The organism is Bradyrhizobium sp. WBAH42 (assembly GCF_024585265.1).
Taxonomy (GTDB): Bacteria; Pseudomonadota; Alphaproteobacteria; order Rhizobiales; family Xanthobacteraceae; genus Bradyrhizobium.
Genome location: NZ_CP036533.1, coordinates 2,627,818 through 2,654,502 on the forward strand (window position 1 = coordinate 2,627,818; position 26,685 = coordinate 2,654,502).

Consider the following 26,685-nt stretch of genomic DNA (forward strand, 5'->3'; position numbering starts at 1 on the left):
ACAAGGATTGGCACCGGTCCCATCGCATGCCGCCCAAGGCGACGCGCGAGCAGCGCATCGCCTGGCACGCTGCCCACAAGGCGGCGTGCGGCTGTCGCGACGTTCCGGCGAGTCTCCGGCCCGACGTCATGAAATTGCTGCGGAGCCGTCGCAAGCCCTAGTCTGGATCGGGGCCGGCCGCGCAATGATCACCATCGTCAAATGGACCGTCATCCTGCTCGGGGCCGTCTATCTTGCCGGTCTCGTCGTGCTGTATCTCCGCCAGCGCGAGATGCTGTTTCCGATCCCGCCCGTCGGTCGCACCGCACCCGATGCTGCGGGCCTTCCCGAGGCGGAAGAGCATGTCCTGACTACCTCGGACGGCGAGAAGGTCATCGTCTGGCACGTGCCGGCGAAACCCGGTCGTCCCGTGATCCTGTATTTTCCAGGCAATGGTGATTTTCTCGCCGGTCCTGTCGGCCGCTTCAAGGCGATGACCGCAGACGGTACCGGCCTCGTCGCGCTGTCCTATCGCGGCTATGCCGGCTCCAGCGGCGCGCCCAGCGAGGAGGGCCTGTTGCGCGATGCCGCGGCCGCCTACGCCTTCACGACCGCGCGCTACGCGGCGGAACGAATCGTCGCCTGGGGCTTTTCGCTCGGGACCGGCGTGGCGGTCGCGCTCGCCTCGGAGCAGCGCATTGGAAAGCTCATCCTGGAAGCCCCCTATACGTCGACGGCCGACATTGCAGCTTCGTCGTTCCGGTTCGTGCCGGTGCGCCTGCTGATGCGCGACCCGTTTCCCTCCGACGAGCGCATCTCGCGCGTCACGGTGCCGCTCCTGGTGATGCATGGCACCAATGACCTTGTCATTTCGATCATCTTCGGAGAGCGTCTGTTCGCACTCGCCCGCGAGCCCAAGCGGTTCGTTCGCATGGAGGGCGGCGGGCACGACAATCTCGATCAATATGGCGCGATCGAAACGGCGAGAGGCTTCATTGGCGACTGACGGCTTGGCTCAACGTTACGTTCCCGCGCTCGCCGTCTCCTGCTTGACGTTTCTGCCGCAGAATGCGCTTGCCGCGACCGGGCTCGACGGCGCGGCGATGCGCTGGCCCCATGCGCTGCCCTTTGCCGGCTTGTTGCTGTCGATCGCACTGGGGCCGCTGCTGTTGCCGAAGATCTGGCATCACCATTACGGCAAGATCACAGCTGCCTGGTCGCTGCTGGCGCTCGCCGCGCTCGTCGTCTTCGCCGGCGGCATGGCGATGCTGGCGGCGCTGGTCCATGCCATCCTCGCCGAATATCTCGGCTTCATCGTGCTGCTGTTCGCGCTCTATGTCGTGGCCGGCGGCATTCTCATCACGGGCGACATCAAGGGCACGCCGGCGGCGAATGTCGGCATCCTCGCGCTCGGCACGTTGGGGGCGAGCATCGTCGGAACCACGGGTGCCGCGATGATCCTGATCCGCCCCTTGATCCGCGCCAATCGGCTGCGGCGCCACAACGCCCATGTCGTCATCTTCTTCATCATCCTGGTGGCCAATGTCGGCGGCGCGCTGAGCCCGCTCGGCGATCCCCCGCTCTTCGTCGGCTTCCTCCACGGTGTCGACTTCTTCTGGACCACGCGGACCATCTGGTTGCAGACCGCGCTGGTTGCCGGCCTGTTGCTCGCGATCTTCGCCGTCATCGACGTCTGGCGCTTTCGTAGCGAGCCTCCCACTGACACAGGCCGTGGCGAGCCGTTGCGCATCCGCGGCCTCGTCAATCTGGTGCTGATCGCAGCCATCGTCGCCAGCCTGCTCGCCTCGGCGATGTGGAGGCCCGGCATCGCGTTCGATGTTCTCGGCACCAGGCTGGACCTGGAGGACCTCGTTCGCAATCTGGCGCTGCTGGCCATCGCGGCGCTGTCGGTATGGCTGACGCCCGACGAGCACAGGCAGGCCAACGGCTTCACCTGGGAGCCGATCCGCGAGGTCGCAAAGCTGTTCGCGGGCATCTTCGTCGCCATCATCCCGGTCATTGCCATGCTCAATGCCGGCCATCACGGCGCGTTCGCCTGGCTGCTGTCGGCCGTGACGGCGCCGGACGGCACCCCGCGCGAGGTCGCCTATTTCTGGTTCACCGGACTGATGTCGGCTTTCCTCGACAATGCGCCGACTTATCTGTTGTTCTTCGAGCTCGCCGGCGGCGACCCGCAGGTGCTGATGCATGAGCTCTCGGGCACGCTCGCCTCGATCTCGATGGGAGCCGTCTACATGGGAGCGCTCACCTATATCGGCAACGCGCCGAACTTCATGGTGAGCAGCATCGCCCGCGAGAACGGCATCGAGATGCCGAGCTTCTTCGGTTATCTCCTGCGCGCGGGCGCCGTGCTGATCCCGCTGTTCCTGTTGCTGACGTTCCTGCCGGTCGCGCCGATCCTGCACTGGCATTGAATCTGCCGGCCGATTTGCTACTGCTCGGCCGAGCTGCGATGAATTTCATCGCACCTCGGTTTTTCGATTGCGCATGATCATATCGGAAAACCGCAACACACTTTTCCGGATCATGCTGAGATTGGAGCCGGTGGATGAGCGCGCATGATCCGATGCCCCGGTCGGCCTGGGTCTTTCCGGCGCTGGCCGTGCTGTTGTTCGCGGCCGTCAGCGCGACGGGTTACGTGTTCACGCTGTCGTTTGGCGGACTGCTCTTCGCAATCGTCCTCCTGGTCATCCTGTTCGGCACGGTATTCGCTGCGGTTCATCATGCCGAGGTGATCGCGGAGCGGGTCGGCGAACCCTATGGCACGCTGGTGCTGACGCTGTCGGTGACCATCATCGAGGTCGCGCTGATCACCACGATCATGCTGGGCGACAAGCCTGCCCCGGCACTGGCCCGCGACACCGTGTTCGCCGTGGTCATGATCGTCTGCAACGGCCTGGTCGGGCTCTGCATCTTCATCGGCGGCCTGCGCTATCGCGAGCAGGGCTTTCAGCTCTCCGGCGCCAACGTCTATCTCAGCGTCCTGTTCGCGCTCGCGACCATCACGCTGATCATGCCGAACTACACCACCACCACGCCGGGGCCGGTCTATTCGGCGGTCCAGCTCGGCTTCGTCGACGTGGTCACGCTGGCGCTCTATGCGGTGTTTCTCTATACCCAGACCGTCCTGCACAAGGATTACTTCGTGCACGAACGTGCCGACGGCGAGGGCGGGGCGGCGCACGTGTCTGCAGGGGCACTCGCGCTCACGGTGGTGCTGCTCCTGGTCTCGCTTCTGGCGGTCGTGCTGCTCGCCAAGAAATTCTCGCTGGTGGTCGATGCCGTGGGCGCCAGGATCGGGGCGCCACCGGCCTTCGCCGGCCTTCTGGTCGCGCTGCTGATCCTGATGCCCGAGGGCGTTGCGGCCGTCGCGGCGGCGCGCAGGAACGACCTCCAGAAGAGCATCAATCTCGCCCTCGGCTCTTCGCTGGCGACCATCGGCCTGACCATTCCTGCCGTCGGCGTCGCGACCTATGCGCTCGACAAGGAGCTCGAGCTCGGCCTCAGCGCCCAGGGCAGCGTCCTTTTGCTGCTGACCTTCTTCCTGAGCATGCTGACCTTCGGCACGGGCAGGACCAACGTCCTGTTCGGCCTGGTGCATATGGTGGTATTTGCCGTCTACGTGTTCATGGTTTTCGTGCCCTAGAAGGAGCTCCCGGTGCTTGCCGCCAAGTCCGACGTCCAGATCGACAACGAAGAGGTCCGGGTGACCGAATGGCGGCTTGCCCCCGGCAGCGCCACCGGCCATCACACCCATGGGATGGACTATGTGATCGTTCCGGTCGCCGCCGGCGAGATGACCATCGTGGCGCCCAATGGCGAACGGTCCAAGGCGCAGCTTTCCGCCGGCAAATCCTATTTCCGCAAGGCCGGCGTCCAGCATGACGTACTTAACGAAACCTCAACTGAGATCGTGTTCCTTGAAATTGAGCTGAAACGCTAGGGGGCGCGCCACCCTTTGCCATCGATCCGTCGCAGTTGATCCCTCACAATGCCCTAAAGTTCCCGCATCAGGTCGCGCGGGGAGTGGTCGGAATGCTGAAATACCTCGCAAAAATTTCGATGGATATTTTCCCCTCGGTGCTCGCGACGATCATCGGGGCCTACATCGTCAATCATTACATCAACGCCAAGCCGGCCGCCGACACCCCAGCCGCCGTGACCGCGCCTGCCCAGACCGGCGGCGACGGCAAGCCGACCGATAGCGCCAACCTTCCCGCGCCTGGCGTCAAGGCCAAGGGCATTCCCGAGAAGAGCGTGACGGACAAGGCGGCAGCCGAGAAGCCGGCCGATCGTCCGCCGGCCGCCGAGACCAAGGCCGCAGACGTGGCTCCCGCTGACGCCGCCCCGCGCGGCCGACCCTCTACCCGCGACAAGGCCGCGGCGAAATCCGCACCGGCTGCCGCTGCTCCGGTGGTTGAGGCCAATTCAGCCCCGACGGCGGCTTCCCCGGCTCCCGACGCCAACGATCTGGCGCGTGCTGCGATCGAGCGCCTGCGCAAATCGCCCGAGGGCAAGGCTGCCGAGGCCAAATCGTCGGAAACCAAGCCTGCCGAGGCTCGCGCTTCGGAGACCAAGCCGGCCGAGCCTGCGGTGCGGGATGCTGCCCGCACGCCGGAGGCCCCGCGGGTCGTGAATGTGGAGCCGTCCCCGGTCCGTCCGCTGCCGCCGCCGATCAATGTTTCGACGCCTTCGCCCGAGGCCTATGGCAATGCGGGCTCCAATCCGCCCTACACGGCCTCGGTCGGCAACGACGATCCGAATCGGGTGACGCCGCCGGCCGACATTCCCGTGCCGGTGATCGCGCCACCGCTCGACCTGCGTGCCGATGCGGGCGCCTCCATGCCGCGGCCGAAGAAGACCAATGTCGCCGACGAGATGCTGTCGGGCATGAAGTCGATGTTCAACGCCGTTCTGCCCAAGAGCGCTACGCCCGACTAGAACTACGCTCAGGCTACACCAAACGGTCAGCCGCCGACGCGGGCGAGACCGCTGCGGGCGGGTTCGTCGCGTGGACGAAGCGCGACCGCCCTGGTGTAGGACGCCGCCGCCTTGGCCTTGTCACCCAGCCGCTCATAGGCCTGACCGCGCGCGGTCCAGACCTGGGCATTGTGCGGATCCGCCTCGGAGGCTTCATCGAGATCGGCTGCGGCCTCCTTGACCTTGCCGAGCGCGAGATAGCTGGTGGCGCGGCCGAGCAGCGGCTCGGCCTTTTGCGGGTTGAGGCCACTGGCCGCGCTGAAATCGGCGATCGCGAAGTCGTGCTGGTTGTTGCCCTGGTAGATCAGGGCGCGGCCATAGAGCGCCTGCGCATTATAGGGATCGAGGCCGACCGCGCGGTTGAACTCGTCGAGCGCTGCCGTGGTCTCGCCTGACTTCGCCAGGGACTGGGCCTTCGCGGTATGGGCCTGGGCTTCGGTGACGTTGCCGGCGCTTACCGCGCTCTCGGCCGGCGTGGCGGCCTTGGGCGCTTCCTGCGGCTTGTCCTTCTCCGGCATCAGCGATCCCAGATCGAACGAGCAGCCGCACAGCGCGATTCCCGTCAACGCCACCGCGAGCGGCGGCTGCCAGATCCGACGCCGTCGCGCAAAGCCGCGCTGAGGGAAAGGGGAGGCCATCTACGGTTCGCTCGCGCTAGAGCTTGATCCGACAAGTCCTCAAAACAATAACGCGGGCCTGGGGCCCGCGTCATCGAAAACTGAAGTCTTGCTGAATCGGATCAGCGCGGTCCGCGCGGACCTGCACCGGGGCCGCCACGACCGCCGCGATCGCCGCCCGGGCCGGCGCCGAACACCGGCTTCGGCTTCATCGGCAGCAGGCCTTCGCGCTGCAGCTTCTTGCGGGCGAGCTTGCGCGCACGGCGCACGGCTTCGGCCTTTTCGCGGGCCTTCTTCTCGGAGGGCTTCTCGTAATGACCGCGGAGCTTCATCTCGCGGAAAATTCCCTCGCGCTGCATCTTCTTCTTCAGCGCCTTGAGGGCTTGATCAACATTGTTATCGCGAACGAGAACCTGCACGCGGCATCCTCTTCAAGTGGATCGGATTTGAATTCTGGTAAGTCAAAGGGGATGGCGAAACGCGCAAGCCCTTAACCTTGAGCGCGCGGATGTATCAGACAAAACAGCAGATGTCCACCGGCCAAGCGGGTTTTCGGGCCAAGTTCGGCCATTAAATGCGGCGAAAATACCTCCATGCGGCCCCGATTTGGGCGGTTTGGCGCCGAGGACGGGGCCGCGCCGGAGCTTTGTTCCGGAATCTTGCAATGAGGGGACCACAATGGACATCAAAAAATATGCTGCCGAAGCCATCGGCACCTTCTGGCTCACATTCGCGGGCTGCGGAAGCGCGGTGATTGCGGCCGGCTTCCCGCAGGTGGGAATCGGGCTGGTCGGCGTGTCCCTGGCCTTCGGATTGAGCGTCGTCACCATGGCCTATGCGATCGGCCACATCTCCGGCTGCCATCTCAACCCGGCCGTCACGGTCGGTCTTACCGCCGGTGGCCGTTTTCCGGCGGGGCAGGTCCTGCCTTACATCGTCGCCCAGGTGGCGGGGGCGATCATTGCCGCCTGGCTGCTCTATGTCATTGCCAGCGGGGCGCCCGGCTTCGACGTCGGCAAGGGCTTTGCCTCCAACGGCTATGACGCGCATTCGCCCGGCCAGTACAGCATGATCGTGTGCTTCCTCACCGAGGTGGTGATGACCATGATGTTCCTGTTCATCATCATGGGGGCCACCCATGGCCGCGCGCCGGCGGGTTTCGCACCGCTGGCGATCGGGCTCGCGCTGGTGATGATCCATCTCGTCAGCATTCCCGTCACCAACACCTCGGTGAACCCGGCGCGCAGCACCGGCCCGGCGCTGTTCGTCGGCGGCTGGGCGCTGTCGCAGCTCTGGCTGTTCTGGGTTGCGCCGCTGATCGGCGGTGCGCTCGGCGGGGTGATCTATCGCTGGCTCAGCGAGGAGCCCACCGGCGTCGTTGCGGGCGTGAAGACGGCGTAATCGAAAAGCACCCGGCGGGATTGCAGCCTTTGCTGCGATCCCGTCACTCGTCCCGGGGCGGCCTGACTTCGGTGACGTGGCCCATCTTGCGGCCGGGGCGCGGCGTGCCCTTGCCGTAGATGTGCACGGTCGCGCCGGGCACGCTCAGCCACTTTTCGTAGTCGTTGATCTCGTCCCCGATCAGGTTGGTCATGGTGACGACGTCGCCGTGGCGTACCGGCTTGCCGAGCGGCCAGCCGGCGATGGCGCGGATGTGCTGCTCGAACTGCGAGATGGACGCGCCGTCGAGCGTCCAGTGTCCTGAATTGTGCACGCGCGGCGCGATCTCGTTGACCAGCACCTTCGGCCCGGTGCCGTTGGCGAGCACGAACATCTCGACCGCCAGCACGCCGACATAGTCGAGCGCGCTTGCGATCTTGCCGGCGATGCTGCGCGCCTCCTCGGCGAGCGCATCCGGGATCGGCGCGGGTGCGCGCGATATCTTCAGGATGTGGTCGCGGTGCTCGTTCTCGGTGACGTCGAAGCACTCGACCTCGCCGGTGGCGGAGCGCGCGGCGATCACGGAGATCTCGCGCTCGTAGGGCACGAAGGCCTCCAGGATCGCCGATTTGGTGGCGAGGCTGGTCCACACTTTCGCGATGTCGTCGCCCTCGCGGATGATGGCCTGGCCCTTGCCGTCATAGCCGAAGCGGCGAGTTTTCAGCACGGCCGGAAGGCCGATCCTGGCGATCGCCTCGCGCAGCGCGGAGACGGAGGTGACGTCGGCATAGGCGGCAGTGCCGATGCCGAGCCGCGTCACGAAATCCTTCTCGGCGAGCCGGTCCTGGGTGGTCTCGAGGATCTTGCGATTGGGCAGCACCGGGCGGCGCGCGTCCAGCACCAGCGCGGCTGCCGCCGGCACGTTCTCGAATTCATAGGTGATGACGTCGACATCGTGCGCGAACAACTCGAGCGCCTCGACGTCGGCATATTCGGCGCAGGTCGCGTTCAGCACGACGTCGAAGGCCGGCGAATCCGGATCGGGCGAGAACACCTGGCAGCGCAGGCCGAGCCGCGCCGCGGCCATGGCCAGCATCCGGCCCAATTGTCCGCCGCCGAGGATTCCGATGGTGTCTCCGGGCTTCAGCTTCACGTGCCTGTTGTCCGTCACGCCTGGTCCTCCGGGCGCTCGGCGACCGCCTCGGTTTGCGCCTTGCGCCAGGCGGCGAGGCGATCCGACAGGGCCGGGTCGGACAACGCCAGCACGGCGGCCGCCAGCAGCGCGGCATTGATCGCGCCGGCCTTGCCGATGGCGAGGGTGCCGACCGGGATGCCGGCGGGCATCTGGACGATCGAATAGAGCGAATCGACGCCCTTGAGCGTCCTGGATTCGACGGGAACGCCGAACACTGGGAGTTCCGTCAGCGCTGCCGCCATGCCGGGCAGATGTGCCGCGCCACCGGCCCCGGCGATGATGACTTTGTAACCCGCGGCCTTGGCGCCCTTGGCGAAGGCGAACAACCGGTCGGGTGTGCGGTGGGCCGAGACGATGCGGCTGTCGGCGGCAATGCCGAGCGCGTCGAGCGTGTCGGCGGCGTGGCGCATCGTGTCCCAGTCCGACTGGCTGCCCATGATGATGGCGATTGGCGCGGTCATGACGTCAATTGTGCCCAGAAAAACAGAAAGATAGGCCAGATTAACGTTTCCGGCCGGCGGCTCGCAAGGCGGTGGCAAGGAGAAGGGAATCCACTATCCTGTCTTGGTGAATCCCCGCAAGCCTTCATTGAGCAGGATGCCCATGAAGAAACCAAAAAGGGCGAGCTCTGCGAAGGCCAGAAAGGGCCGGACCAGCAGCGCCGGCCGATCCAAAGCCGCTTCGAGCCGCGCGGCCAAACCGGCCTTGCGCGGAGCGCCTGCTGCCGGCGACAGCAAGGCGGCCATTCGCGGCCTCAGGAGCAAGCTCAAGGCAGCCCTGCTGCGGATCTCGGAACTCGAGGCGGCCGCCGACACCGATTTCCTGCTCGATATCCCCAACCGGCGCGGTTTCGAGCGCGAGCTTGTGCGCGCCATCGCCTACATGAAGCGCTACCGCGCCAGCGGGGCGCTGATCGTGCTTGACGTCGATCGGCTGAAGCCGATCAACGATTCCTTCGGTCACGCCGCTGGCGATGAGGTGCTCAAGGCGATTGTCGCCACGCTGACGCGACAGGTCCGCGCCTCCGACGTGGTCGGCCGCCTCGGCGGCGATGAGTTCGCGCTGCTCCTCTGGAATCTCAGCGAGACCGATGCCAAGGCGAAGGCCGCCGCCCTGGAGCAGGCGATCGACGAATTGTCCTTCGTCTTTCGCGGCCAGCACGTGACCGCGGGCGCCTCGGCGGGCGTCGCCCTGCTCGGTCCGCAGTCCGCGGCAGCTCGCGCCCTGGAGGAGGCGGATGCCGCCATGTACGTGCGCAAGGCGCACCGCCGGCACGAGGCGGCGGATCAGGGTCCGCAGCGAGCGCTAGTCTAGAGGGTTGCAAGATCTTCCGGCACGTTGCCGAACTTGCGCAGCAGCGTCGCATCCCCGAACTCGCCGGTCATGGGATCGCCGCTGCGGCTGAATGCGACCGCGCCGATATGGCCGGCGCCGCGCGCCAGAATCTCTGCGCGTCGCAGCGCCGCCGTCGAGGACTGACACTCCTCTGCCGCGCCTGCGACGGGGGATCCGTCATCATCGATCAAAAAGGGCATTGCAACGTAATAGGTCACATCCGACATGGCGTTGCTCCGATGGAGCATGATCCGGAAAAGTGTGAAGCGGTTTTCCGACAAGATCATGCTTAAAACAAAGCGCGGTCTCTTCGCGCTTTGAAAATCAGGCGGCGCTGCTCTTGCTCCGCATCTTGCTGCGCGAAGTCTCCGGAATGCAGCCCGCGGAAATCGCCGCCTGCAATTCCTCCAGCTCGGCTTCCAGATATTCGTTGGCCATGATCAGCGCCTTGATGGTGCTGCGCAGATTGCCGTCGCACATCGCGATCGCCTGATCGCAGGCCTGCTCATAATGGCTGTTGTCGAGAAGGGCGGTCGCCGACATCTGCGTTGTCCTCGTGTGTTGTCTTGAGCGTTCTCTGAGGTGGTGGGGCGCCCGCGAATGTTCCTATTTTGTTCTTATTGAGTCAAGCGGATTCGGAAGCGGCGGGCGCCGCGCGAGACCGGCTCAGGCGATGATGTCGGGCGTAATCTGGTCTTCGATGAAAGCGATGCGGTCGCGCAACAACAGCTTGCGCTTTTTCAGGCGCTGTAGCCGCAACAGGTCGGGGGCAGGCGATTGATGCAACGCATCGATCGCCGCATCGAGATCTCGGTGTTCCTGCTGCAACCGGGTGAGCTCGGCTTCGAGCTCACGCTCATCTTCATTGGTCATGTCTGCGGTGGCCGAAAACCGATAGGCGTGAGATCTGGGCTGTGGATGCCCTGTGGAAATTATCGTCCTTGCGCCGCGTGATCGCAAGCGATCTGCGATCCCGCATCGCCGATCTCCCGCAAGATATTTCTGCGAGGAGCTGCGGCGTGGCGCCGGCGCATTGATAATCATGGATTTTTCCGGCGTGGTTCCCCTAGTCACGCTTCGTTACATATGAACTTTCAAAAATGACGCGGCGACGACGGTTACCCATCGACAGGACGAATCGGTGATGTAGACTTAGGCGTCCGGATCGAATCCTGAGGTTCAACCCTACCGAGGAGGTTTCGAATGACAATTCAGGCACATCTCGTTGAATTGGAACGGAAGCACAAACTTCTCGAAAACGAATTGCACGAAGCTCTCGTGCACCTTTCAACAGACGACCTGCAAATTGTTGAGTTGAAGCGCCGGAAGTTGATGGTCAAGGACCAGATCGAGCGTCTGAAGCAAGGCGACACGCTCCACTAGTAACCCCCGTGACAGTGTAGAGTTGATCACATCCTTCACGCAGGGATGAGAGCATTCGTGCTCATCCCTGCTGCAAGGTGTGCACCGTGCAACAGGTTTGCGCGGCGGCCACTCTTGTTTGGACGCGTGGTCTCGACACCAACACTTATCCGCTTCTCGAAGCGCTCTCGATGTCTGCGAGCTCGGCGACGTGATCGGCGATCGCGAGCGAGGACGTCAATCCCGGCGATTCGATGCCGAACAGATTGATCAGGCCTGCAACGCCGTGATCGCGCGGGCCCTGCATCAAGAAATCCTGCGTGGCCACGGCCGGGGGCACGATCTTCGGGCGGATGCCGGAATAGCTCGGCATCAGCGCGCCGTCAGGCAGCGTCGGCCAGTATTTGCGGATCGCGGGATAGAACCGCTCGGCGCGTGAGGGGTCGACCTCGTAATCGATCGTCTCGATCCATTCGACGTCAGGCCCGAAGCGCGCCTGTCCTGCCATGTCCAGCGTCAGGTGCACCCCCAATCCGCCGGGCTCGGGCACCGGATAGATCAGGCGCGAGAACGGCGCCTTGGCGTTGCAGCTGAAATAGTTTCCCTTGGCGAGATAGGCCGCTGGAATCCGGTCCAGCGGCATGCCGTCGATGCTGCGCGCCACATGCGTCGCCGACAGCCCCGCGGCGTTGACGAGGAGGCTGCATTGCAGCGTCATCGGTGCCTCGCCGCCGGCATCGATCTCGATGAATCCGGCCGCCGCCTTGGCACGGATCAGTGGAGTGTGAAACGCGAAAGCCGCGCCGGCGTCCTCGGCTTCGCCGCGCAGCGAGAGCATGTAGGCGTGGCTGTCGATGATGCCCGTCGACGGTGACAGCAGCGCGGCGTCGCAGGCGAGCGCAGGTTCCAGCGCGCGTGCGGCCTCGCCCGAGAGCAGCTGCATGTCGAGTACGCAGTTGGCCTCGGCATGCGCCTTGATCGATTGCAGCTTCTCGGTCTCTTTCGGGCTGGTCGCGACGATCAGCTTGCCGCAATTCTTGTGCGGGATGCCGCGCTCGTCGCAGTAGCGGTAGAGCGCGTGCTTGCCGGCCACGCACATGCGCGCCATCCAGCTCCCGGCGCGGTAGTAGATGCCGGCATGGATCACCTCGCTGTTGCGCGAGGAGGTGACGGTGCCGATCGCCTCGGCTTCCTCGAGCACGATCACCTCGCGCCCGGCCTGGGCGAGCTTTCGGGCCACCGCGAGACCGATCACGCCGGCTCCGATGACGACGCAGTCGACCCTATCCATGGTTGTGCAGGATACCAGTTGGAAGCACCGGTGGCGTATGGCCCGGGCAGGGGCGCGCAGGCGGGGCTTCCGTTAAGGCTTCCGTTAAGAAGGCGTTTATCATGTCAGGGCAATTGCCGTATTTCACGTGACATTATTCTGTTGTTCCCTCAGGCGTTTACCCGATCCAAACCCGCGAGGCCAGACAATCCGACGTTGAAATCGCGGGTGGCTGATGGCTGAGAAGAACTGGCACGTGGGCAGCACGCTTTCGATTGCTGTGCAGGCCCTCCTATGCCTGGCCGGCACGGGCGCGCCTGCGCGCGCCTTTGCGGCATCGGACAGCCTTGCCGTGGCGGCAGATCTCACCGGGCTTGATCCGGGCGTGATCTGGGAAGCCCTGATCGCCGGCATCGTGGTCTGCGCGTTCCTCGCCGCGATCGGGCTGTGGATCCATTCCTCATTGCGCCGGTCCAGGCGTTTGCAGCTGCGGCGCAACGCCTTCATCTCCTCCGCCATGAACAATCTCAACCAGGGCGTGGTGATGACGGATGCGCAGCGCCGCATCATCTTCTGCAACGACCGCTATCTCGATATCTATGGCCTGACGCGGTCGGAAGTCCGGCCTGGCATGAATGGCCACGACCTTCTCGAGCTTCGTCGCAGGCGCGGGGTGCTGAATGCCGCCTCCGACGCCGAGTTCTACGACAAGGCATCGAGCGTCAACGGCCTGATCACGGAGCTGCCCGACGGACGGGCCATCCTGGTGAAATATTTCGTGCTGCCGAACGGTGGCTCGGTGGCGACCCATCTCGACGTCAGCGAGGAGCGCAGGCTGTCGCGGCAGCTCGCCTCCACCAAGCAGTTCCTGGAGACGGTGCTGGACCATGTGCCGGCCTGCGTGGCGGCCAAGAACATCGAGGACGGCTGCTACATCTTCGCCAACAGCGCCTATGAGAAGTTCTGGGGATTGTCGCGGGACTTCGCCGTCGGCAGGAATGCGCGGGAGCTGTTTGCATCGGCCTCGGCCGCGAGCATCGAGGCGGCCGACGAGGCGGCACTCAATTCGCCGGATGGCCAGTACCGCAACGAGTTCGACGTGGATCGTGCCGGCGCGCAGCGCACGGTCGCCTCGATCCGGATCGTGGTCCGCAACGAGAGCAATAAGCCCGAATTTCTGCTCATCGTGTTCGAGGACATCACTGACCGCCGCTCGCTGTCGGAGGAGCTGGAGAGCACCAAGAAGTTCCTCGAGCTCGTGGTCGACAACATCCCGGTTGCGCTGATCGTGGAGCAGGTCAAGGACGGCCGCTATCTTCTCGCCAACCGCAGCGCCGAGACGATCCTCAACCGCAGCCGCGAAGAAGCCACCGGCCTGACCGCGACCGACATCTTCAACGCCAAGGAAGCCAAGCTGATCGTCGCGCGCGACGAGGCCGCGATCAAGAAACGCGGGATGATCACCGAGGAGCATCCGATCTCGACCAAGGACGGCCTGCGGCTGTTCCTCACCCGCCGCGCCACCGTGCTCAGCGAGGCCGGCGAGCCGCAATATCTGATCAAGACCCACGAGGACGTCACCGACCGCCGGCAGACCGAGTCGCGCATGGCGCACATGGCCTATCACGACGGCCTCACCGATCTGCCGAACCGCGCCGCCTTCCTGCAGGCGCTGACCCAGATGATCGAGGCCTGCGAGGGCACCGGCGAGGAGTTCGCCGTGCTCTGCGTCGACCTCGACGGCCTCAAGGAGGTCAACGACGTCTTCGGCCATGCGCTCGGCGACAAGCTCCTGATCGAGGTCGCCCATCGGCTCCAGGATTCCGCGCGCGGCGGCGTGGTGGCGCGCCTGTCCGGGGACGAGTTCGGGCTGATCATCGACGGCAAGCAGCCCGAGGCCGGCCTCGCGCTGGCGCAGCAGATCGCCGAAGCCGTCGCGAAGGATTTTCAGATCGACGGCCGTCCGGTCCGCGCCGGCATCACCACGGGTATGTCGGTGTTCCCCCACAATGGCACCGATGGCGCCTCGCTGCTCGCCAATGCCGGTGCCACGCTGTTCCGCGCCAAGCAGAAGTCGCGCGGCACGATCAGCCTCTACCAGCCCGAGATGGACCAGCAGATTCGCGACCGCCGCGTGCTGCACCAGGACCTGTCCATGGCGGTCAAGAACGGCGAGCTCGCGCTCGCCTTCCAGCCGCAAGGGGCCGCGGGCCACAGCGTCGCCGAGAGCGAGATCATCGGCTTCGAGGCGCTGGCGCGCTGGCAGCATCCGGTGCGCGGCCAGGTTTCGCCGGCCGAGTTCATTCCCATCGCCGAGGAAAGCGGCCTCATCGTCGAGATGGGCGAGTGGATCCTGCGCGAGGCCTGCCGCGAGGCGGCGTCCTGGCCGAAGCCGCTGCAGGTCGCGGTCAATCTATCCCCGGCGCAGTTCATGCACGGCGACGTGGTCGGCCTCGTCCATTCGATCCTGCTCGAGACGGGCCTTGCACCCGGCCGGCTCGAGCTCGAGATCACCGAGGGTGTTCTGATCGAGGATTTCGACCGCGGTCTCGCGCTGCTGCGCCGCCTGAAGGCGCTCGGCGTGCGCATCTCCATGGACGATTTCGGCAGCGGCTATTCCTCGCTGAGCTATCTCCAGGCGTTTCCGTTCGACAAGATCAAGATCGACCGCGCCTTCATCATCAATCTCGGCCGCAACCCGCAATCGGCGGCGATCGTGCGCGCCGTCATCGACCTCGGCCACGGCCTCGAAATGTCGATCATCGCCGAGGGCGTCGAGACGGTCGACCAGCTCGCCTTCCTCGCCAAGGAGGGCTGCGACGGCGTGCAGGGCTACCTGCTCGGCAAGCCCTTGCCGATCGGCAAATATGCCGGCCTCGTCGGCCGCGACGAAGCGATGGAGCTTGCGCTGAAGACCGGCTAGTGATGGGAGCGCTTCGCTCCCATTCGACGGCTTCATGGCGGATTACGATCTCGCGATCATCGGCGGCGGCCTGAACGGCGTCAGCCTCGCCCGCGATGCGGCGGGCCGCGGCCTGCGGGTAATCCTGTTCGAGCAGGGCGATCTCGGCGGCGCGGCGTCGTCGGCCACACCGCGGCTGATCCACGGCGATCTCTCAGTGCTGGAGCGCCGCGGCTTCTGGCGGGTGCGCCGGGCTCTGGCCGAGCGCCGGATCTGGCTCCGGATCGCGCCGCATCTGGTCCGGCCGATGCGTTTCGTGATTCCCGCGCATGTAGACGAGCGTCCACCCTGGTTGCTGCGGGCCGGCCTGTTTCTCTATGACGGCCTCGCCGGCAGGAGCGGCCTGCCCGCGTCGGCGACCCTCGACATCACCCATCACCCGGTCGGCAACGCGCTGAAGCGCCCGTTCGGCACGGCGTTCGAATATTCGGACTGCATCGTCGACGATTCGCGCCTTGTCGTGCTCACGGCGCTGGACGCCGCCGAGCGTGGTGCGGCGATCCGGACCGGCGCACGCTGCGTGCGTGCCGACCGAACCGACATCTGGCGGCTCGCCGTGGTCGATCGCGGCCACCGCCGCTCCATCACAGCCAGGGCGCTGGCCAATACCAGTGGCGGCTGGACCTCGATCGTCGCGGAGACGGTCCTGCGCCAGCCGCAGCCCGCCGTGACGGCCATGCAGATGAGCCAGATCATCGTGCCCAGGCTGTTCGATTCAGACAATGTCTACGTGTTCCAGAACAGCGACGGCCGGCTGATCTTCGCAAGCCCGTTCGAGCGCGCGTTCACGCTGATCGGCACGGTCACGCATGATTTCACCGGCGACCCCGCCATCGTGGCGATGCGCGGTGCCGACGTCGATTATCTCTGCGAAGCGGCGAGCCGCTACTTTCGCGAGCGCATCGTCCCGACCGACGTGGTCCGGACCGTCTCGGGCGTCAATTTGAGGCCGGCGTCCGCGCGGCAACGCGAGGGCACGACCCTGTTCCATGCGCGTCGGCGCAAGGCGCCGCTGATCACGATGTTCGGCGGCGACGTCACCACCTCGCGCCGGCGCGCCGAGCGGGCGGTGACGAAGCTGACGCCGTTCTACCCGATGTCGCCGCCCTGGACCGCCGGCGCAGCGCTGCCCGGCGGAGATTTCGCCTGGGACCGTTTCGACACCGAGGTCGACCTCGCACGCGAGCGCTGGCGCTTCTTGTCGGAGCCGGAAGCCCAGCGCCTGGTTGCCGCCTATGGCTCGCGATTGTCGGCCATGCTTGGTGAAGCAAGGACACGCGAGGAGCTTGGCCCGGCCTTCGGACCCGAACTGACCGGCGCCGAGGTGCGCTATCTCATGAGCCGTGAATGGGCGCGCTTTCCGGATGACGTTCTGTGGCGCCGTTCCAAGCTCGGCCTGACCATGCCCGCCGCGGACCGTGAGGCGCTGGCGGCGTTCATGGCGGGCGAGAGCGTTTCATCCCGAACCGGTTGAGCTAAACACGATCGGCCGCTAGCGTGCGGCGGAATCGGGGTTGGCAGGGACCATGGCGGAAGAATTGCCCGGAACGAACGTTGCGGCTGAACCGGCTGGCGGAGAATCATTTCCGGCGGTCGGCCAGCCGCTGCTGCGCATCGAGGGCGTTGCCAAGACCTTCGGCACATTCCGCGCCGTCGACGGGGTGTCGCTCGATATCAACGCCGGCGAGTTCTTCGCGCTGCTCGGCCCGAGCGGCTGCGGCAAGACCACGCTCTTGCGCATGCTCGCGGGCTTCGAGGCGCCGGACGAGGGGCGCATCCTCCTCGGCGGCAAGGATATCGCGCAGGCGCTGCCGCATGAGCGGCCGATCAACATGATGTTCCAGAACTATGCGCTGTTCCCACATCTGTCGGTGCGCGACAACATCGCCTTCGGCCTGAAGCGCGCCGGCATGCCGCGCGCCGACATCGCCACGCGCGTGGCGGAGATGGTCGCGCTGGTCAAGCTCGAAGGGTTGGAAAAGCGCAAGCCGGACCAGCTGTCCGGCGGTCAGCGCCAGCGCGTGGCGCTGGCCCGCGCCCTGGCGCGCCGCCCACAACTGCTGCTGCTCGACGAGCCGCTCGCGGCCCTCGACAAGAAGCTGCGCGAGAGCACGCAAGCCGAGCTGATGGAGCTGCAGCGGCGGCTCGGCATGACCTTCATCATCGTCACCCACGACCAGGAGGAGGCGATGACGATGGCGAGCCGGATCGGTGTGATGAAATCAGGCAAGCTCGCCCAGGTCGCGAGCCCCCGCGAGCTCTATGAGGCGCCGCGTTCGCGCTGGATCGCCGAGTTCGTCGGCGACATCAATCTGTTCGACGGCGAGTCCAAGTTGCGCGACGGTCATCGTCTGGTCATCGGCACGCGTGATGCGGGGGCGCTGGTGGTGGCCGAGCCACGCGAAGCCGTCGGCACCGGAAAACTGGCGGTCGCGATCCGTCCCGAGAAGGTCAAGCTGTCGCGCCGCGCCCCGGTCAGCGAGGCCGGTCGTGAGACGGCGATCAACACTCTCGACGGCGTGATCGCCGACATCTGCTATCTCGGCGGCACCACCACCTACAAGGTGAAGCTCGACACCGGCGGAATGTTGCAGGCGTCGGTCGCCAACAGCGCGCGGCTCGACGTCGACGCCTACAGCCTGAACCAGCATGTCGTCGCCTGGTTCACGCCTGATGATTGCGTGGTGCTGCAATCATGAGCTCGCGCCGCATCTTCGCAAGGCCGGCGCGCTTCGCCGCGATCGCGCCCTATGTCTGGATGGTGCTGTTCTTCCTGGTGCCGTTCGCCTTCGTGCTCAAGATCAGCCTGTCGCAGACCGCGATCGCGCAGCCGCCTTACGCGCCGGTGTTCGACGTGACGGCGGGATGGGACGCTCTCAAGGCGGCGTTCGCAGCGCTCTCGGTCGACAATTTCAAGCTGCTCGGCTCCGACGACATCTACGTCTTCGCCTATGTGCGCAGCCTCACCGTCGCCATCACCGCCACCGCGCTGCTGCTCCTGATCGGCTATCCCATCGCCTACGGCATGGCGCGGCTGCCGAAACGCTGGCAGGCGGTGGCGATGGTGCTGGTGATCGTGCCGTTCTGGACCTCGTTCCTGATCCGCATCTACGCCTGGATCAACATCCTCCAGCACGACGGCCTGCTGAACCAGGTCCTGCTCGCGCTGCATCTGGTCAGCCAGCCCGTGGTGTGGCTCTCCACCGACACTGCGATGTATATCGGCATCGTCTATTCCTATCTGCCGTTCATGATCCTGCCGCTCTATGCCACGCTCGCCAAGATGGAGCCGGCGCTGGAGGAGGCGGCCTCCGATCTCGGCGCGCCGCCCTGGCAGGTGTTCTGGCTCGTCACCTTCCCGCTGTCGCTGCCCGGCGTCGGTGCCGGCGTGCTCTTGTGCTTCATCCCGATCGTCGGCGAGTTCGTGATTCCCGATCTTCTGGCCGGATCCAATTCGCTGATGATCGGCCAAACCCTGTGGCTCGAATTCTTCACCAACAAGGACTGGCCGGTCGCCTCCGCTGCTGCGATCGTGCTGCTGGTCGTGCTGCTGCTGCCGCTTTTGCTGTACGAGCGGCTGCAGAAGCGGCAGCTGGAACAGGGGCGTTGAGACGATGCGCAAGGTCGCCCGCCTGTCCCGCTTCAACATCGCCTCGCTGGCACTCGGGCTGGCCTTCCTCTATCTGCCGATCCTCATCCTCGTTCTCTACTCCTTCAACGCCTCGCGCCTGGTGACGGTGTGGGGCGGCTGGTCGCTGCGCTGGTATCACGAGTTCTTCAACGACCGCGCCATGATCGAGGCGGCCTGGATGAGCCTGCGGGTTGCGGTCGCCTCCGCGACCGTCGCGACACTGCTCGGCACGCTGGCGGCGGTGGCGCTGTCGCGCGGCGAGAGGTTCCGCGGCCGCACCCTGTTCTCCGGCATGCTCTATGCCCCGCTGGTGATGCCGGAAGTGATCACCGGATTGTCGCTGCTCTTGCTGTTCGTCGCGCTGAACGCGGAGCGCGGCTTCTGGACGGTGACGATCGCCCATACCACGCTGACCATGTGCTTCGTCGCGGTGGTCGTGCAGTCGCGCCTCGGATCGCTCGATCGCTCGCTGGAGGAGGCGGCGATGGATCTCGGCTGCGACCCGGTGCGCGCGTTCGTCGCCGTGACACTGCCGCTGATCGCGCCGGCGATCGTCGCCGGCTGGATGCTGGCGTTCACGCTGTCGCTCGACGACCTCGTGATCGCGAGCTTCACCACCGGCCCGGGCTCGGCGACGCTGCCGATCCGCATCTATGCGGAGGTGCGGCTCGGCGTGAAGCCCGAGATCAACGCGATCTGCACGCTGGTGATCGCCCTGATCGCGGTCGTCATCGTCATCGCCTCGCTCGCTTCGAAGCTGTCGAGCTCGCAGGGCGAGAGCGCGGCGCCGCTGTAGCCGGTCGTGCGGCGAACCGCGCGCGGGCCGCGTCCTGCATGGCCGCGCCGAGCTGGCGCAGCGCCAGCGCATTGAGCGGAAACTCCAGCAGGATGTGAATGAGGCTGAGCGCCAGCAGGAAAGTGAACCCGAAAGCATAGTCGTAAAAATAGAGCGCGGTCGCCGCCGCGCTGGCCGCGGCCATTGCCGCGAGCCGTGCCTTCGGCACCTCGGCCCAGCGGATCACGTCGGCTTTGATGAACCAGTTGAGGTAGTGATAGGTGTAGACGAAGGCGAGCAGGCTGGTCAGCCTGGTGTCGAGGACGAGCCCCGGCACGCCGAACAGCCGGCCGAGCGCCGGGCCGACATTGCCGAAATAGTCCTGCCCGACCCGGGCAAAGCTTGCGATGCGGATTTCGGCGGCGGGCGGCAGCAGCAGGATCGCGGCGATTGCGGCGAGATAGACCACCACCAGCGCGGCCTGCACGCGGCTGCCGGACCGGTAGGCGCCGAGCACCATGAAGATCAGCGTGAACAGCGAGACGTGGATCAGTGTCGGAATCAGGATGCCGATCACGGCGAGCGAGGAGCCGCTCGAATACATGATCGCGGACAGCGCAAGCGCCACCATGAACAGCAGCATGCTCTCGATCGCGGTGGCGGTCGCCGCCAGCATGGCGCAGACGACCAGCGCGGCCCACATCGCAAAACCGAACCACGAGGCGTTGTCGATCAGCGCCGCGACCACGGCGACGATGGCGAGGACCGCCGCAATGCCGCGATGGGGCAGGTAGTAGCTGCGGTCATGCAGCCACGAGATCTCGGTGAAATAATGCGCCGGGCCGAGCACGACATAGGCCAGCAGCAACAGCTCGAACGGCACCAGATAGGCGGCCGCGAGCGCCAGCAGCATCAGGCCGAGATGGATCGCGTCGTTGCTTCGCATGATGCCGGGCCCCGCCTTTGGGAACCCGGAGGTTAGATGAGGCGTGGACAATCTTCAATTGCCCACGCCGTTGCTCGACCGCTTTGCTTGCGGCGACCCCTTGCGTCGTGTTGCGTCAGGACTTCACCGCGCCCGCCGTGAGCCCGCCCACCATGTAGCGGCGGAAGGCGTAATAGACCGCGGCCGGCGGCAGCGCGTAGATGAAGCCGGTGGTCATCAGCAGCTCCCACGGCGAGTCGTCGGCGGCGAGGAAGTTGCCGAGCGCGACGGGGAGGGTGATCTCGCGGTCGTTCGACAGCAGCAGGAACGCGTAGAGATATTCGTTCCAGGCCAGCAGCACCGCATAGGTGCCGATCGCGACCAGCGAGGGCATCATCAGCGGCACGTAGACCAGGCGGAAGATCTGCAGGGTGGTGGCGCCGTCCATCACCGCGGCCTCGTCCAGCTCGACCGGCAGCTTGTCGGAGGCCTGCTTGAGCACCCAGATGGCGTAGGGGCTCGCGATCGTCACCATGGCCAGGATCAGCGACCAGTGATTGTTGAGCAGACCGTAATTGCCCATGGTGCGATACATGGGCACCGCGAGGAACGCCGCCGGAATGAAATAGGTGAAGAGCGCGAGGTTCAGCACCGCGCGTCCGCCCGGCACCTTCAGCCGCGAGATCGAGAACGCGGCTGCGGTCGCGATGACCAGCGTCAGCGCGCCGACGGAAGCCGCGATCAGCGTCGAATTCCAGAACTGGACGTAGAAGTCGCGCAGGAAATAATGCTGCTGCTTGAACACGATCTCGAAGTTGTGCAGCGTCGGATGGTCCGGCCACAGCTTGCCCGAGAACGCGTCCTCCTTCGGGGAGATCGCGAACAGGAACATGTGGTAGATCGGGATCATCGTCCACAGGAAAACGGGAATGCCGATCAGCAGCAGCCGCGCTTCCGTCGCGACGTCACGGAGAGAGGGGAGCTTCATCGCGACAACCGTTTCATCATGAAGTAAACGAGCGGCAGGACGAACGGCATCGCGCAGACGATGGATGCCATCGCGAGCGAGAGCTGGTCGAGCCGGAGATAGCGGATACCGAGCGTCGCCAGCACGTGCGTGAGGTCGGCAGGTCCACCGCCGGTGAGCAGGTAGACGCTGTTGAAGTCGCCCAGCGTCCAGATCATCGAGAGCAGCGTGCAGGTGACGTACAGCGTCTGCATCGACGGCCAAGTGATGTAGCGGAATTTCTGCCACCAGCTCGCGCCGTCGACCTCCGCGGCCTCGAACAGATCGTGCGGGATCGCGAGACGGCCGGTGATCAGGATCAGGGTCCAGAACGGCAGCGACTTCCAGATGTGAACGCCGATCGCCATGCTGAGCGCCACGGTCGGGTCGTTCAGCCAGTTCGGACCGTCGTCGCCGGTGAAAGAGAAGATTAGGTGATTGATCACGCCCCATTCGGGATTGAGCATGAAGCGCACCGACAGGATGGTCGGGATCGACGGCACCGCCCAGGGCAGGATGAAGATCACCGAAAGCCATCTGATCCAGGGGCGCTGCTGCGCGAAGAAGCCGGACAGGAACAACGCGATCAGCATCTTGATGTTGATGCCGATGACCAGGAAGATCAGCGTGTTGATCGCGGCGCGCGCGAAGATCGGGTCGTTGTACAGCGCCACGTAATTCGACGGCGCCCGCGCCAGCCAGAGCCCATAGCAAACGGGATAGACGACGAAGGCAAGGAAGACGAGCAGATAGGGCGCGAGCAGGATGATGCCCCAGACCTGCGCCGGGGTCAGCCGCGACGACAGGGGCGGGCCGGGGATTGCCTGATCGCCAGAGAGCGTGATCGCCATTCTTTCGAAACTCTTTGAAAGGACTTCCGGCCGCACGAGGCGGCCGGTGTTTGTCGTTTACCACTCCCAGCGAGCCACGGGGAGAGAGGGATGGACCTTAGCCCGCGACCTGCTTGATCCGGGCGATCAGCTCGTCCACGGCCTTGTCGACCGGAACCTTCTCGCTGACGACGCGGTTCATCGCCTTCGCCCACACGTTCTCGTTGTTGAGAATCGTGAACTTCCAGTTCTTGGTGAAGTCGAACGCTGCGGTGCCGCCCTTGAACTGGGCGTAGACGGCCTTGCGGTGCTTGTCAGCCTGCCAGAACGGGCTTTCCTGGCTTTCCTTCGTCACCGGGAACCAGCGGCCGAGCGCGCCCTCGATGTAGGGGCGGATGTTCTCTTCCTGCAGCAGGAAGCTGATGAACTGCTTGCCCTCGGTCTTGTTCTTGGCCGCGGTGAACATCAGTCCGGTCTTGACGTCGGAGCGGTAGCGGATGGTCGAACCGTCAGGCGCCTTCGGGAACGAGGCCGTGATGATGTCCTGTTCATAGGCCTTCTTGCCGGCCTCGCGCTGTTCCGGCGTGAGGTTCTGGTTCTGGGAATCCTCGAACCATTTCGCCGCGATCGAGATCGTGAAGTTATGGGTCATCACGATGGTCTTGTTGTGGAACGCGACGTTATTGTCGGGATCCTTCCAGGTGGTCGAGGACGGCGGGGTGCAGCCCTTGATGTAGGTGTCGGTGTAGTCCTTCATCGCCTTGATCAGGTTCTCGCGAACCGCGGGATCGTCGACCAGCAGCTTGCCGTCGTCGTCGACCAGCTTGACGTGATAGGCGTCCATGAAGGTGTAGAACGACTGGAAGGCGTCGGTGGATTCCACGCCCATCGGCTGGCCGACGGCGTAGAGGCGCTGGCCGGTCGCCTTGCGGATCGCCGGCTGCACCTTGTCGCACCAGAAGGTCCAGTAGCCCGCCCAATCGTTCGGAATGTCGCTCAGCTTGAAGCCGGCCTTCTCCAGCAGGTCGTTCCAGATCTGAACGTGCATGCTCTGCTGCTTCAGCGGAAAGCCGTAATAGGCCTTCTTCTTGGTGACGTCGTTGTAGAGAATCGAGGCGTCGAGCGTGTTCTGCACGAACCGATCCTTGATCGGCTCCATGACGCCGGAGAGGTCCTCGAGCTTGCCCTCATAGGCCCACTTGCCCTGTACCTGCACGTCGTAGCTGTCGGAATAGGCGACGTCGGGCACGGTGCCTGCATCGAGCGCCGCGACGGTCTTCGGGATCATGTCCTGGATCGCGTACTGCGACAATTCGACCTTGATGCCGGTCTTGGCTTCAAACTTCTTGATCGTCTCGGCGAGCGCTTCGTCCTCGGACTTGTAAAAGCCCTTGACCCACCAAACCGTAATCGTCTTTTGCTGCGCAAAGGCGGGTGCGGTGGCGGCAAATAGCCCAGCCGCAGCGACCGCCAATGAAACTGCGCGAATAACCTTGGATTTCACGTTTTTCTCCCTCAAACGGCCGGTGTTTTAACCGGTCGTATAAAACACTAGCGCATGGCCGTCATCCGATCTAGCGGCTTCTTGTCAGACCTATGTCGCGGTTGGAGCGAGGCTCTGGAGACGCGAATTCGCGCATCGATCCAAAGGCCGCATCAATACATGCCAATCAATTCGCCTCGCGGTGTCTGGCCTCGTCAGCGCTTCCCCTTGATGCCGGCGGAAGCGGCAGTCGGGCTCGTGTCAGCCGATCGCGCGCGCGGCTTGCCTTGCCCGCTCGTGCGAGCAGGAGAGCGCCATGCCTCGAGCAACATCTTGAGAAACTGGCTGGCATGAGGGGACAGAGTCGCTCCGCGCCTGCGCACGATGCCGATCGTGCGCGACACTTCCGGCTCGATCAGGCGAATGGTCTGAATGATCGGATGGCCGGCCGCGGGCGTCGCGAGCTTCGGTAGCACGGCGATGCCAAGACCCGCTTCGACCAGGCCAAGCGAACCGGAGAGGTGAGCCACTTCATAGGACCAGTTCAGCTGCAAGCCGTGCCGCGCCAGCGCATTGTCGATCAGCGCACGATTGCCGCTGTTGCGGCCGACGGTGATGACCCGGTGCGGCACGATCTCCGGCCAGCTGACCTGCTTGCGCGACGCTAGCGAATGGTCGTGACGGCAGGCGAGGACGAAAGGGTCCTCCACCAGTTTCTCGAACTCGATCTCGGCATGCGAAGCCCCGATGAAATTGATGCCGAAATCGACCTCGCCGCGCGAACACGGAGCAGGCGAGGTAGCTCGGCCAGGGCAGCACGCCCGCGACCGCGGCCGCGCCGACGATCGCTGCAGCGCCCCTGGTGCGGGAGAAGAGCTGGATCTCGACGACCCAATCGGCCGCGTGAGGTCGTGCCGGATCTTGCCTCAGTTGGACTTGGCGTTTTCTTTGGCGTTTTCCTTGGCATTCTCCGCCGTCGGCGATCCGTCGGGACGTTTTCCGCCCCCGGTGATGCGCTGCTTGAGGAGATCGAGGAAGGGAGACGCTGCAGGCGACTGCCGGATCAGGCTTTCGGGATCGGGAAAGATCAGCGGGTCGTCCCAGGGGCCCTGCACCATGAAGGGCAATTGAAAGCCGGACGCCGTGTTGAGGCTCGCCACACCCTTCATGTCGTATTCGCGCGCCGGCACCGAGGCGGTGCCGGTCAGCGTGATCTTGGCCGCCGGACCCTCGATGCGGATGTCCTCGGCGGTGGCGATGCCGTCGGAGAATTTCACTGAGATGGTGAGATTGTCGTATGGCGTCGAGCCGTTGCGGAAATTGCCGCCACCCGACAGCGGCCGTCGCTCCAGCCGCTTCAGCAGCTGCTCGGCATTGAAGCCCGAGATCGCGCCGTTGTGCCCGGTCACGGTGGCGCTGCCGTCGAGGGACTGCACGAGGCCGAACGGGCTCGAGCCCGAGGCGAAGAGCGAGACGTTGATGTTGCCGCGGCCGGACAGCTTGTTGAGGCCGAACAGCTCGTTGGCGCAGGCCTGCAGATCGACGTCGGTGAACTGGAATTGCGCCTTGATGTCGGCGACCGTATCGGACCGCGCGATGCCGAACGATCCCTTTGCGATCCCGCCATAGACCTGCGCCTCGCCGACCGAGAGCGCCAGCGTGCCATTGCGCACATTGGCGCCGATCGCGGTGCGGCCGAGCTTGGTCGGCCCGACCGTCAGCTTTGCCGCCGACAGGCGCATGTCGAGGTCGGTGGTCGACAACCCGTTGAGATCGAACAGTTGCCTGTTCCAGTCGCGCGCGCCGCTCGCGAGCAGGCGGAACGTCGAGATATAAGGCGTGAAGTCGAGCGCGTCGGCGGCGAGCGTCGCCTGCAGCGTCTGCCGGCCGTTATTGGCGTAGGTCATGACGCCCTCGGCGGCATTGCCGTCGAGCTCGACATTGACATTGGTGAGCGCGATCGAGGCGCCGACGACGTTGGCGCGCGCCTTCAGCACGAAGCGGCCGAAGCCGCCGCTGCCGGGCTGCGGCTGTCCGGTCCAGCGCAGCGCGTTGCGCAAGGACGGGCTGTCCACGGTGAGCGTGCCCTCCATCATCGGGCTGGTGCGGTTGGCGACGCTGCCGTCGAAGGCGAGCTTGAGCGGCGCGCTGGCGATGCGCGCCTTCAGGCCGGAGCGGTCCCCGGAGAGGGCGGCGACGAAGTCGGAAAAGCTGATCGAGCCGTCGACGCGCTCGCCGCGCCAGTCGAACTGTCCGGTCGCGGCAAAGGAGCGCGAGATCGAAGGCCAGGCCAGCGACAGGTCGATGTCCTCGAGCTTCTCGGTGGCATGCGTGGCAACGTCCTCGTAATCGAGCACGCCGTCCTGGATCCGGATTTCGGAGAACGAGACCTGGTTCTCGGCTCCGGGCTTCATGGTGCGCGCGATGGTCTGGATGAAGGGCGTCCAGTTGCTCTCGCCGTCCGGCTGCAGGCTGACGTGGATACGCGGCCGCAGCAGGGTCAGGTCGGCGATCTCGAAACGTTGCAGCAAGAGCGGCAGCAGCCGCAAATTCGCGGTGAGCACGTCGACCTGGAGCGCGGGAGCGCTGGTGCCGCCGCCCTTGAGGCCGACGTCGCGGAAGGAGATGTAGCTCGCCGGAAGCACCGAGATGTCGATGCTGCCGGCGACATTGAGCTCGAGACCGGTGACGTCGCGGATCTGCGCCTCGACCGCCTTGCGCAGCGCGTCGCGGTTGATGAGCCAGGAGGTCGCGATCAGGGCGATCAGCGCGATGCCGAGCAGCGCCGCGATCGGCGTCCCGAGGCGCTTCATTCCTTGGGCCATGGTCAATGGCATGTCCTGATCGGGTTGGTCGTTGGAGCCAGAAGGGCGGGCCGCGAAAGCTTGCGTGCCGACGCCCAGATCCTATGGTGTTAAGTGCCGCAACTTGATG

Annotated in this window: 27 protein-coding genes; 13 read left to right on the top strand and 14 right to left on the bottom strand. The window is 65.1% G+C overall.

All coding sequences use genetic code 11. From position 1 onward, the window contains the following. Positions 1 to 187: 187 nt before the first annotated feature. The 5 genes from DCG74_RS12250 to DCG74_RS12270 all read left to right on the top strand — a co-directional run bounded on the left by DCG74_RS12250 (position 188) and on the right by DCG74_RS12270 (position 4,941). Positions 188 to 985: an alpha/beta hydrolase gene (locus DCG74_RS12250; protein WP_172785221.1), complete on the top strand. Its 798-nt coding sequence runs from the start codon at positions 188 to 190 to the stop codon at positions 983 to 985. Continuing rightward, the gene (locus DCG74_RS12255; RefSeq protein ID WP_373569518.1) at positions 945 to 2,414 is read left to right on the top strand and encodes a sodium:proton antiporter; all 1,470 of its coding nucleotides are present in this window, start codon (positions 945 to 947) and stop codon (positions 2,412 to 2,414) included. Before DCG74_RS12250 ends, DCG74_RS12255 begins: the two co-directional genes overlap by 41 nt. 134 nt (positions 2,415 to 2,548) lie before the next feature. Beyond that, complete coding sequence (locus tag DCG74_RS12260) at positions 2,549 to 3,646, top strand: calcium:proton antiporter (RefSeq protein ID WP_172784750.1); 1,098 nt, start codon at positions 2,549 to 2,551, stop codon at positions 3,644 to 3,646. 12 nt (positions 3,647 to 3,658) lie between these two features. After that, the gene (locus tag DCG74_RS12265) at positions 3,659 to 3,943 is read left to right on the top strand and encodes a cupin domain-containing protein (protein WP_172784749.1); all 285 of its coding nucleotides are present in this window, start codon (positions 3,659 to 3,661) and stop codon (positions 3,941 to 3,943) included. Positions 3,944 to 4,035: 92 nt separating this feature from the next. Beyond that, positions 4,036 to 4,941, top strand: a complete 906-nt coding sequence (locus DCG74_RS12270) for a hypothetical protein (RefSeq protein ID WP_172784748.1) — start codon at positions 4,036 to 4,038, stop codon at positions 4,939 to 4,941. A gap of 26 nt (positions 4,942 to 4,967) precedes the next feature. On the opposite strand, the gene DCG74_RS12275 is transcribed toward DCG74_RS12270, so the two are convergent. Next, positions 4,968 to 5,618, bottom strand: a complete 651-nt coding sequence (locus DCG74_RS12275) for a tetratricopeptide repeat protein (protein WP_172784747.1) — start codon at positions 5,616 to 5,618, stop codon at positions 4,968 to 4,970. A 101-nt stretch (positions 5,619 to 5,719) separates the two neighbouring features. Continuing rightward, the gene (gene rpsU, locus DCG74_RS12280) at positions 5,720 to 6,016 is read right to left on the bottom strand and encodes a 30S ribosomal protein S21 (RefSeq protein WP_008546194.1); all 297 of its coding nucleotides are present in this window, start codon (positions 6,014 to 6,016) and stop codon (positions 5,720 to 5,722) included. 259 nt (positions 6,017 to 6,275) lie between these two features. Between rpsU and aqpZ the strand changes: the two genes are divergently transcribed. After that, the gene (gene aqpZ, locus DCG74_RS12285; protein WP_172784746.1) at positions 6,276 to 6,998 is read left to right on the top strand and encodes an aquaporin Z; all 723 of its coding nucleotides are present in this window, start codon (positions 6,276 to 6,278) and stop codon (positions 6,996 to 6,998) included. A 43-nt stretch (positions 6,999 to 7,041) separates the two neighbouring features. Here the strand turns inward: aqpZ and DCG74_RS12290 are convergent, their stop codons facing one another. Then, positions 7,042 to 8,148, bottom strand: coding sequence for a 5-(carboxyamino)imidazole ribonucleotide synthase (locus tag DCG74_RS12290; protein ID WP_172784745.1), 1,107 nt, complete (start codon positions 8,146 to 8,148; stop codon positions 7,042 to 7,044). Continuing rightward, complete coding sequence (gene purE / locus DCG74_RS12295) at positions 8,145 to 8,633, bottom strand: 5-(carboxyamino)imidazole ribonucleotide mutase (RefSeq protein WP_172784744.1); 489 nt, start codon at positions 8,631 to 8,633, stop codon at positions 8,145 to 8,147. The genes DCG74_RS12290 and purE overlap by 4 nt, the downstream gene beginning before the upstream one ends. A gap of 142 nt (positions 8,634 to 8,775) precedes the next feature. On the opposite strand from purE, the gene DCG74_RS12300 reads away from it, so the two are divergent. Further along, positions 8,776 to 9,486, top strand: a complete 711-nt coding sequence (locus DCG74_RS12300) for a GGDEF domain-containing protein (RefSeq protein ID WP_172784743.1) — start codon at positions 8,776 to 8,778, stop codon at positions 9,484 to 9,486. On the opposite strand, the gene DCG74_RS12305 is transcribed toward DCG74_RS12300, so the two are convergent. The 3 genes from DCG74_RS12305 to DCG74_RS12315 form a co-directional block, all read right to left on the bottom strand. Beyond that, positions 9,483 to 9,734 carry a hypothetical protein gene (locus tag DCG74_RS12305; protein WP_172784742.1) on the bottom strand — a complete coding sequence of 84 codons (252 nt, stop codon included), beginning with the start codon at positions 9,732 to 9,734 and terminating at the stop codon, positions 9,483 to 9,485. The genes DCG74_RS12300 and DCG74_RS12305 overlap by 4 nt on opposite strands. A 97-nt stretch (positions 9,735 to 9,831) precedes the next feature. Next, complete coding sequence (locus tag DCG74_RS12310) at positions 9,832 to 10,050, bottom strand: hypothetical protein (protein WP_007596256.1); 219 nt, start codon at positions 10,048 to 10,050, stop codon at positions 9,832 to 9,834. Between the two features lie 123 nt (positions 10,051 to 10,173). After that, complete coding sequence (locus DCG74_RS12315) at positions 10,174 to 10,380, bottom strand: YdcH family protein (RefSeq protein WP_008546179.1); 207 nt, start codon at positions 10,378 to 10,380, stop codon at positions 10,174 to 10,176. 330 nt (positions 10,381 to 10,710) lie between these two features. On the opposite strand from DCG74_RS12315, the gene DCG74_RS12320 reads away from it, so the two are divergent. Next, entirely contained in the window at positions 10,711 to 10,890 is a 180-nt protein-coding gene (locus tag DCG74_RS12320; RefSeq protein ID WP_025034152.1) for a YdcH family protein, read from the top strand. A gap of 145 nt (positions 10,891 to 11,035) precedes the next feature. Here the strand turns inward: DCG74_RS12320 and DCG74_RS12325 are convergent, their stop codons facing one another. Beyond that, positions 11,036 to 12,160 (bottom strand): NAD(P)/FAD-dependent oxidoreductase, encoded by a 1,125-nt coding sequence (locus tag DCG74_RS12325; protein ID WP_172784741.1) that lies wholly within the window; start codon positions 12,158 to 12,160, stop codon positions 11,036 to 11,038. Between the two features lie 214 nt (positions 12,161 to 12,374). Here DCG74_RS12325 and DCG74_RS12330 point away from each other — a divergent pair, with 214 nt between their 5' ends. The 5 genes from DCG74_RS12330 to DCG74_RS12350 are packed head-to-tail and all read left to right on the top strand — an operon-like array spanning position 12,375 to position 19,528. After that, the gene (locus DCG74_RS12330) at positions 12,375 to 15,062 is read left to right on the top strand and encodes an EAL domain-containing protein (RefSeq protein WP_172784740.1); all 2,688 of its coding nucleotides are present in this window, start codon (positions 12,375 to 12,377) and stop codon (positions 15,060 to 15,062) included. Positions 15,063 to 15,096: 34 nt separating this feature from the next. Continuing rightward, complete coding sequence (locus DCG74_RS12335) at positions 15,097 to 16,575, top strand: glycerol-3-phosphate dehydrogenase (protein ID WP_172784739.1); 1,479 nt, start codon at positions 15,097 to 15,099, stop codon at positions 16,573 to 16,575. Positions 16,576 to 16,627: 52 nt separating this feature from the next. Further along, positions 16,628 to 17,800, top strand: coding sequence for an ABC transporter ATP-binding protein (locus DCG74_RS12340; RefSeq protein ID WP_172784738.1), 1,173 nt, complete (start codon positions 16,628 to 16,630; stop codon positions 17,798 to 17,800). Further along, complete coding sequence (locus DCG74_RS12345; RefSeq protein ID WP_172784737.1) at positions 17,797 to 18,711, top strand: ABC transporter permease; 915 nt, start codon at positions 17,797 to 17,799, stop codon at positions 18,709 to 18,711. The genes DCG74_RS12340 and DCG74_RS12345 overlap by 4 nt, the downstream gene beginning before the upstream one ends. Before the next feature lie 4 nt (positions 18,712 to 18,715). Next, complete coding sequence (locus DCG74_RS12350) at positions 18,716 to 19,528, top strand: ABC transporter permease (protein ID WP_172784736.1); 813 nt, start codon at positions 18,716 to 18,718, stop codon at positions 19,526 to 19,528. Here DCG74_RS12350 and DCG74_RS12355 read toward each other — a convergent pair. The 6 genes from DCG74_RS12355 to DCG74_RS12380 all read right to left on the bottom strand — a co-directional run bounded on the left by DCG74_RS12355 (position 19,467) and on the right by DCG74_RS12380 (position 26,576). Then, positions 19,467 to 20,453: a hypothetical protein gene (locus tag DCG74_RS12355; RefSeq protein ID WP_172784735.1), complete on the bottom strand. Its 987-nt coding sequence runs from the start codon at positions 20,451 to 20,453 to the stop codon at positions 19,467 to 19,469. The genes DCG74_RS12350 and DCG74_RS12355 overlap by 62 nt on opposite strands. A 115-nt stretch (positions 20,454 to 20,568) precedes the next feature. Next, positions 20,569 to 21,420 (bottom strand): carbohydrate ABC transporter permease, encoded by an 852-nt coding sequence (locus tag DCG74_RS12360; protein ID WP_172784734.1) that lies wholly within the window; start codon positions 21,418 to 21,420, stop codon positions 20,569 to 20,571. Continuing rightward, positions 21,417 to 22,289: a carbohydrate ABC transporter permease gene (locus DCG74_RS12365; RefSeq protein ID WP_172784733.1), complete on the bottom strand. Its 873-nt coding sequence runs from the start codon at positions 22,287 to 22,289 to the stop codon at positions 21,417 to 21,419. The genes DCG74_RS12360 and DCG74_RS12365 overlap by 4 nt, the downstream gene beginning before the upstream one ends. 97 nt (positions 22,290 to 22,386) lie before the next feature. Continuing rightward, positions 22,387 to 23,772, bottom strand: coding sequence for an ABC transporter substrate-binding protein (locus DCG74_RS12370; RefSeq protein ID WP_172784732.1), 1,386 nt, complete (start codon positions 23,770 to 23,772; stop codon positions 22,387 to 22,389). A gap of 194 nt (positions 23,773 to 23,966) precedes the next feature. Next, complete coding sequence (locus DCG74_RS12375; RefSeq protein WP_306558282.1) at positions 23,967 to 24,671, bottom strand: LysR substrate-binding domain-containing protein; 705 nt, start codon at positions 24,669 to 24,671, stop codon at positions 23,967 to 23,969. A gap of 6 nt (positions 24,672 to 24,677) precedes the next feature. Further along, positions 24,678 to 26,576 carry an AsmA family protein gene (locus DCG74_RS12380; protein WP_172785219.1) on the bottom strand — a complete coding sequence of 633 codons (1,899 nt, stop codon included), beginning with the start codon at positions 26,574 to 26,576 and terminating at the stop codon, positions 24,678 to 24,680. Between the last annotated feature and the right edge of the window lie 109 nt (positions 26,577 to 26,685).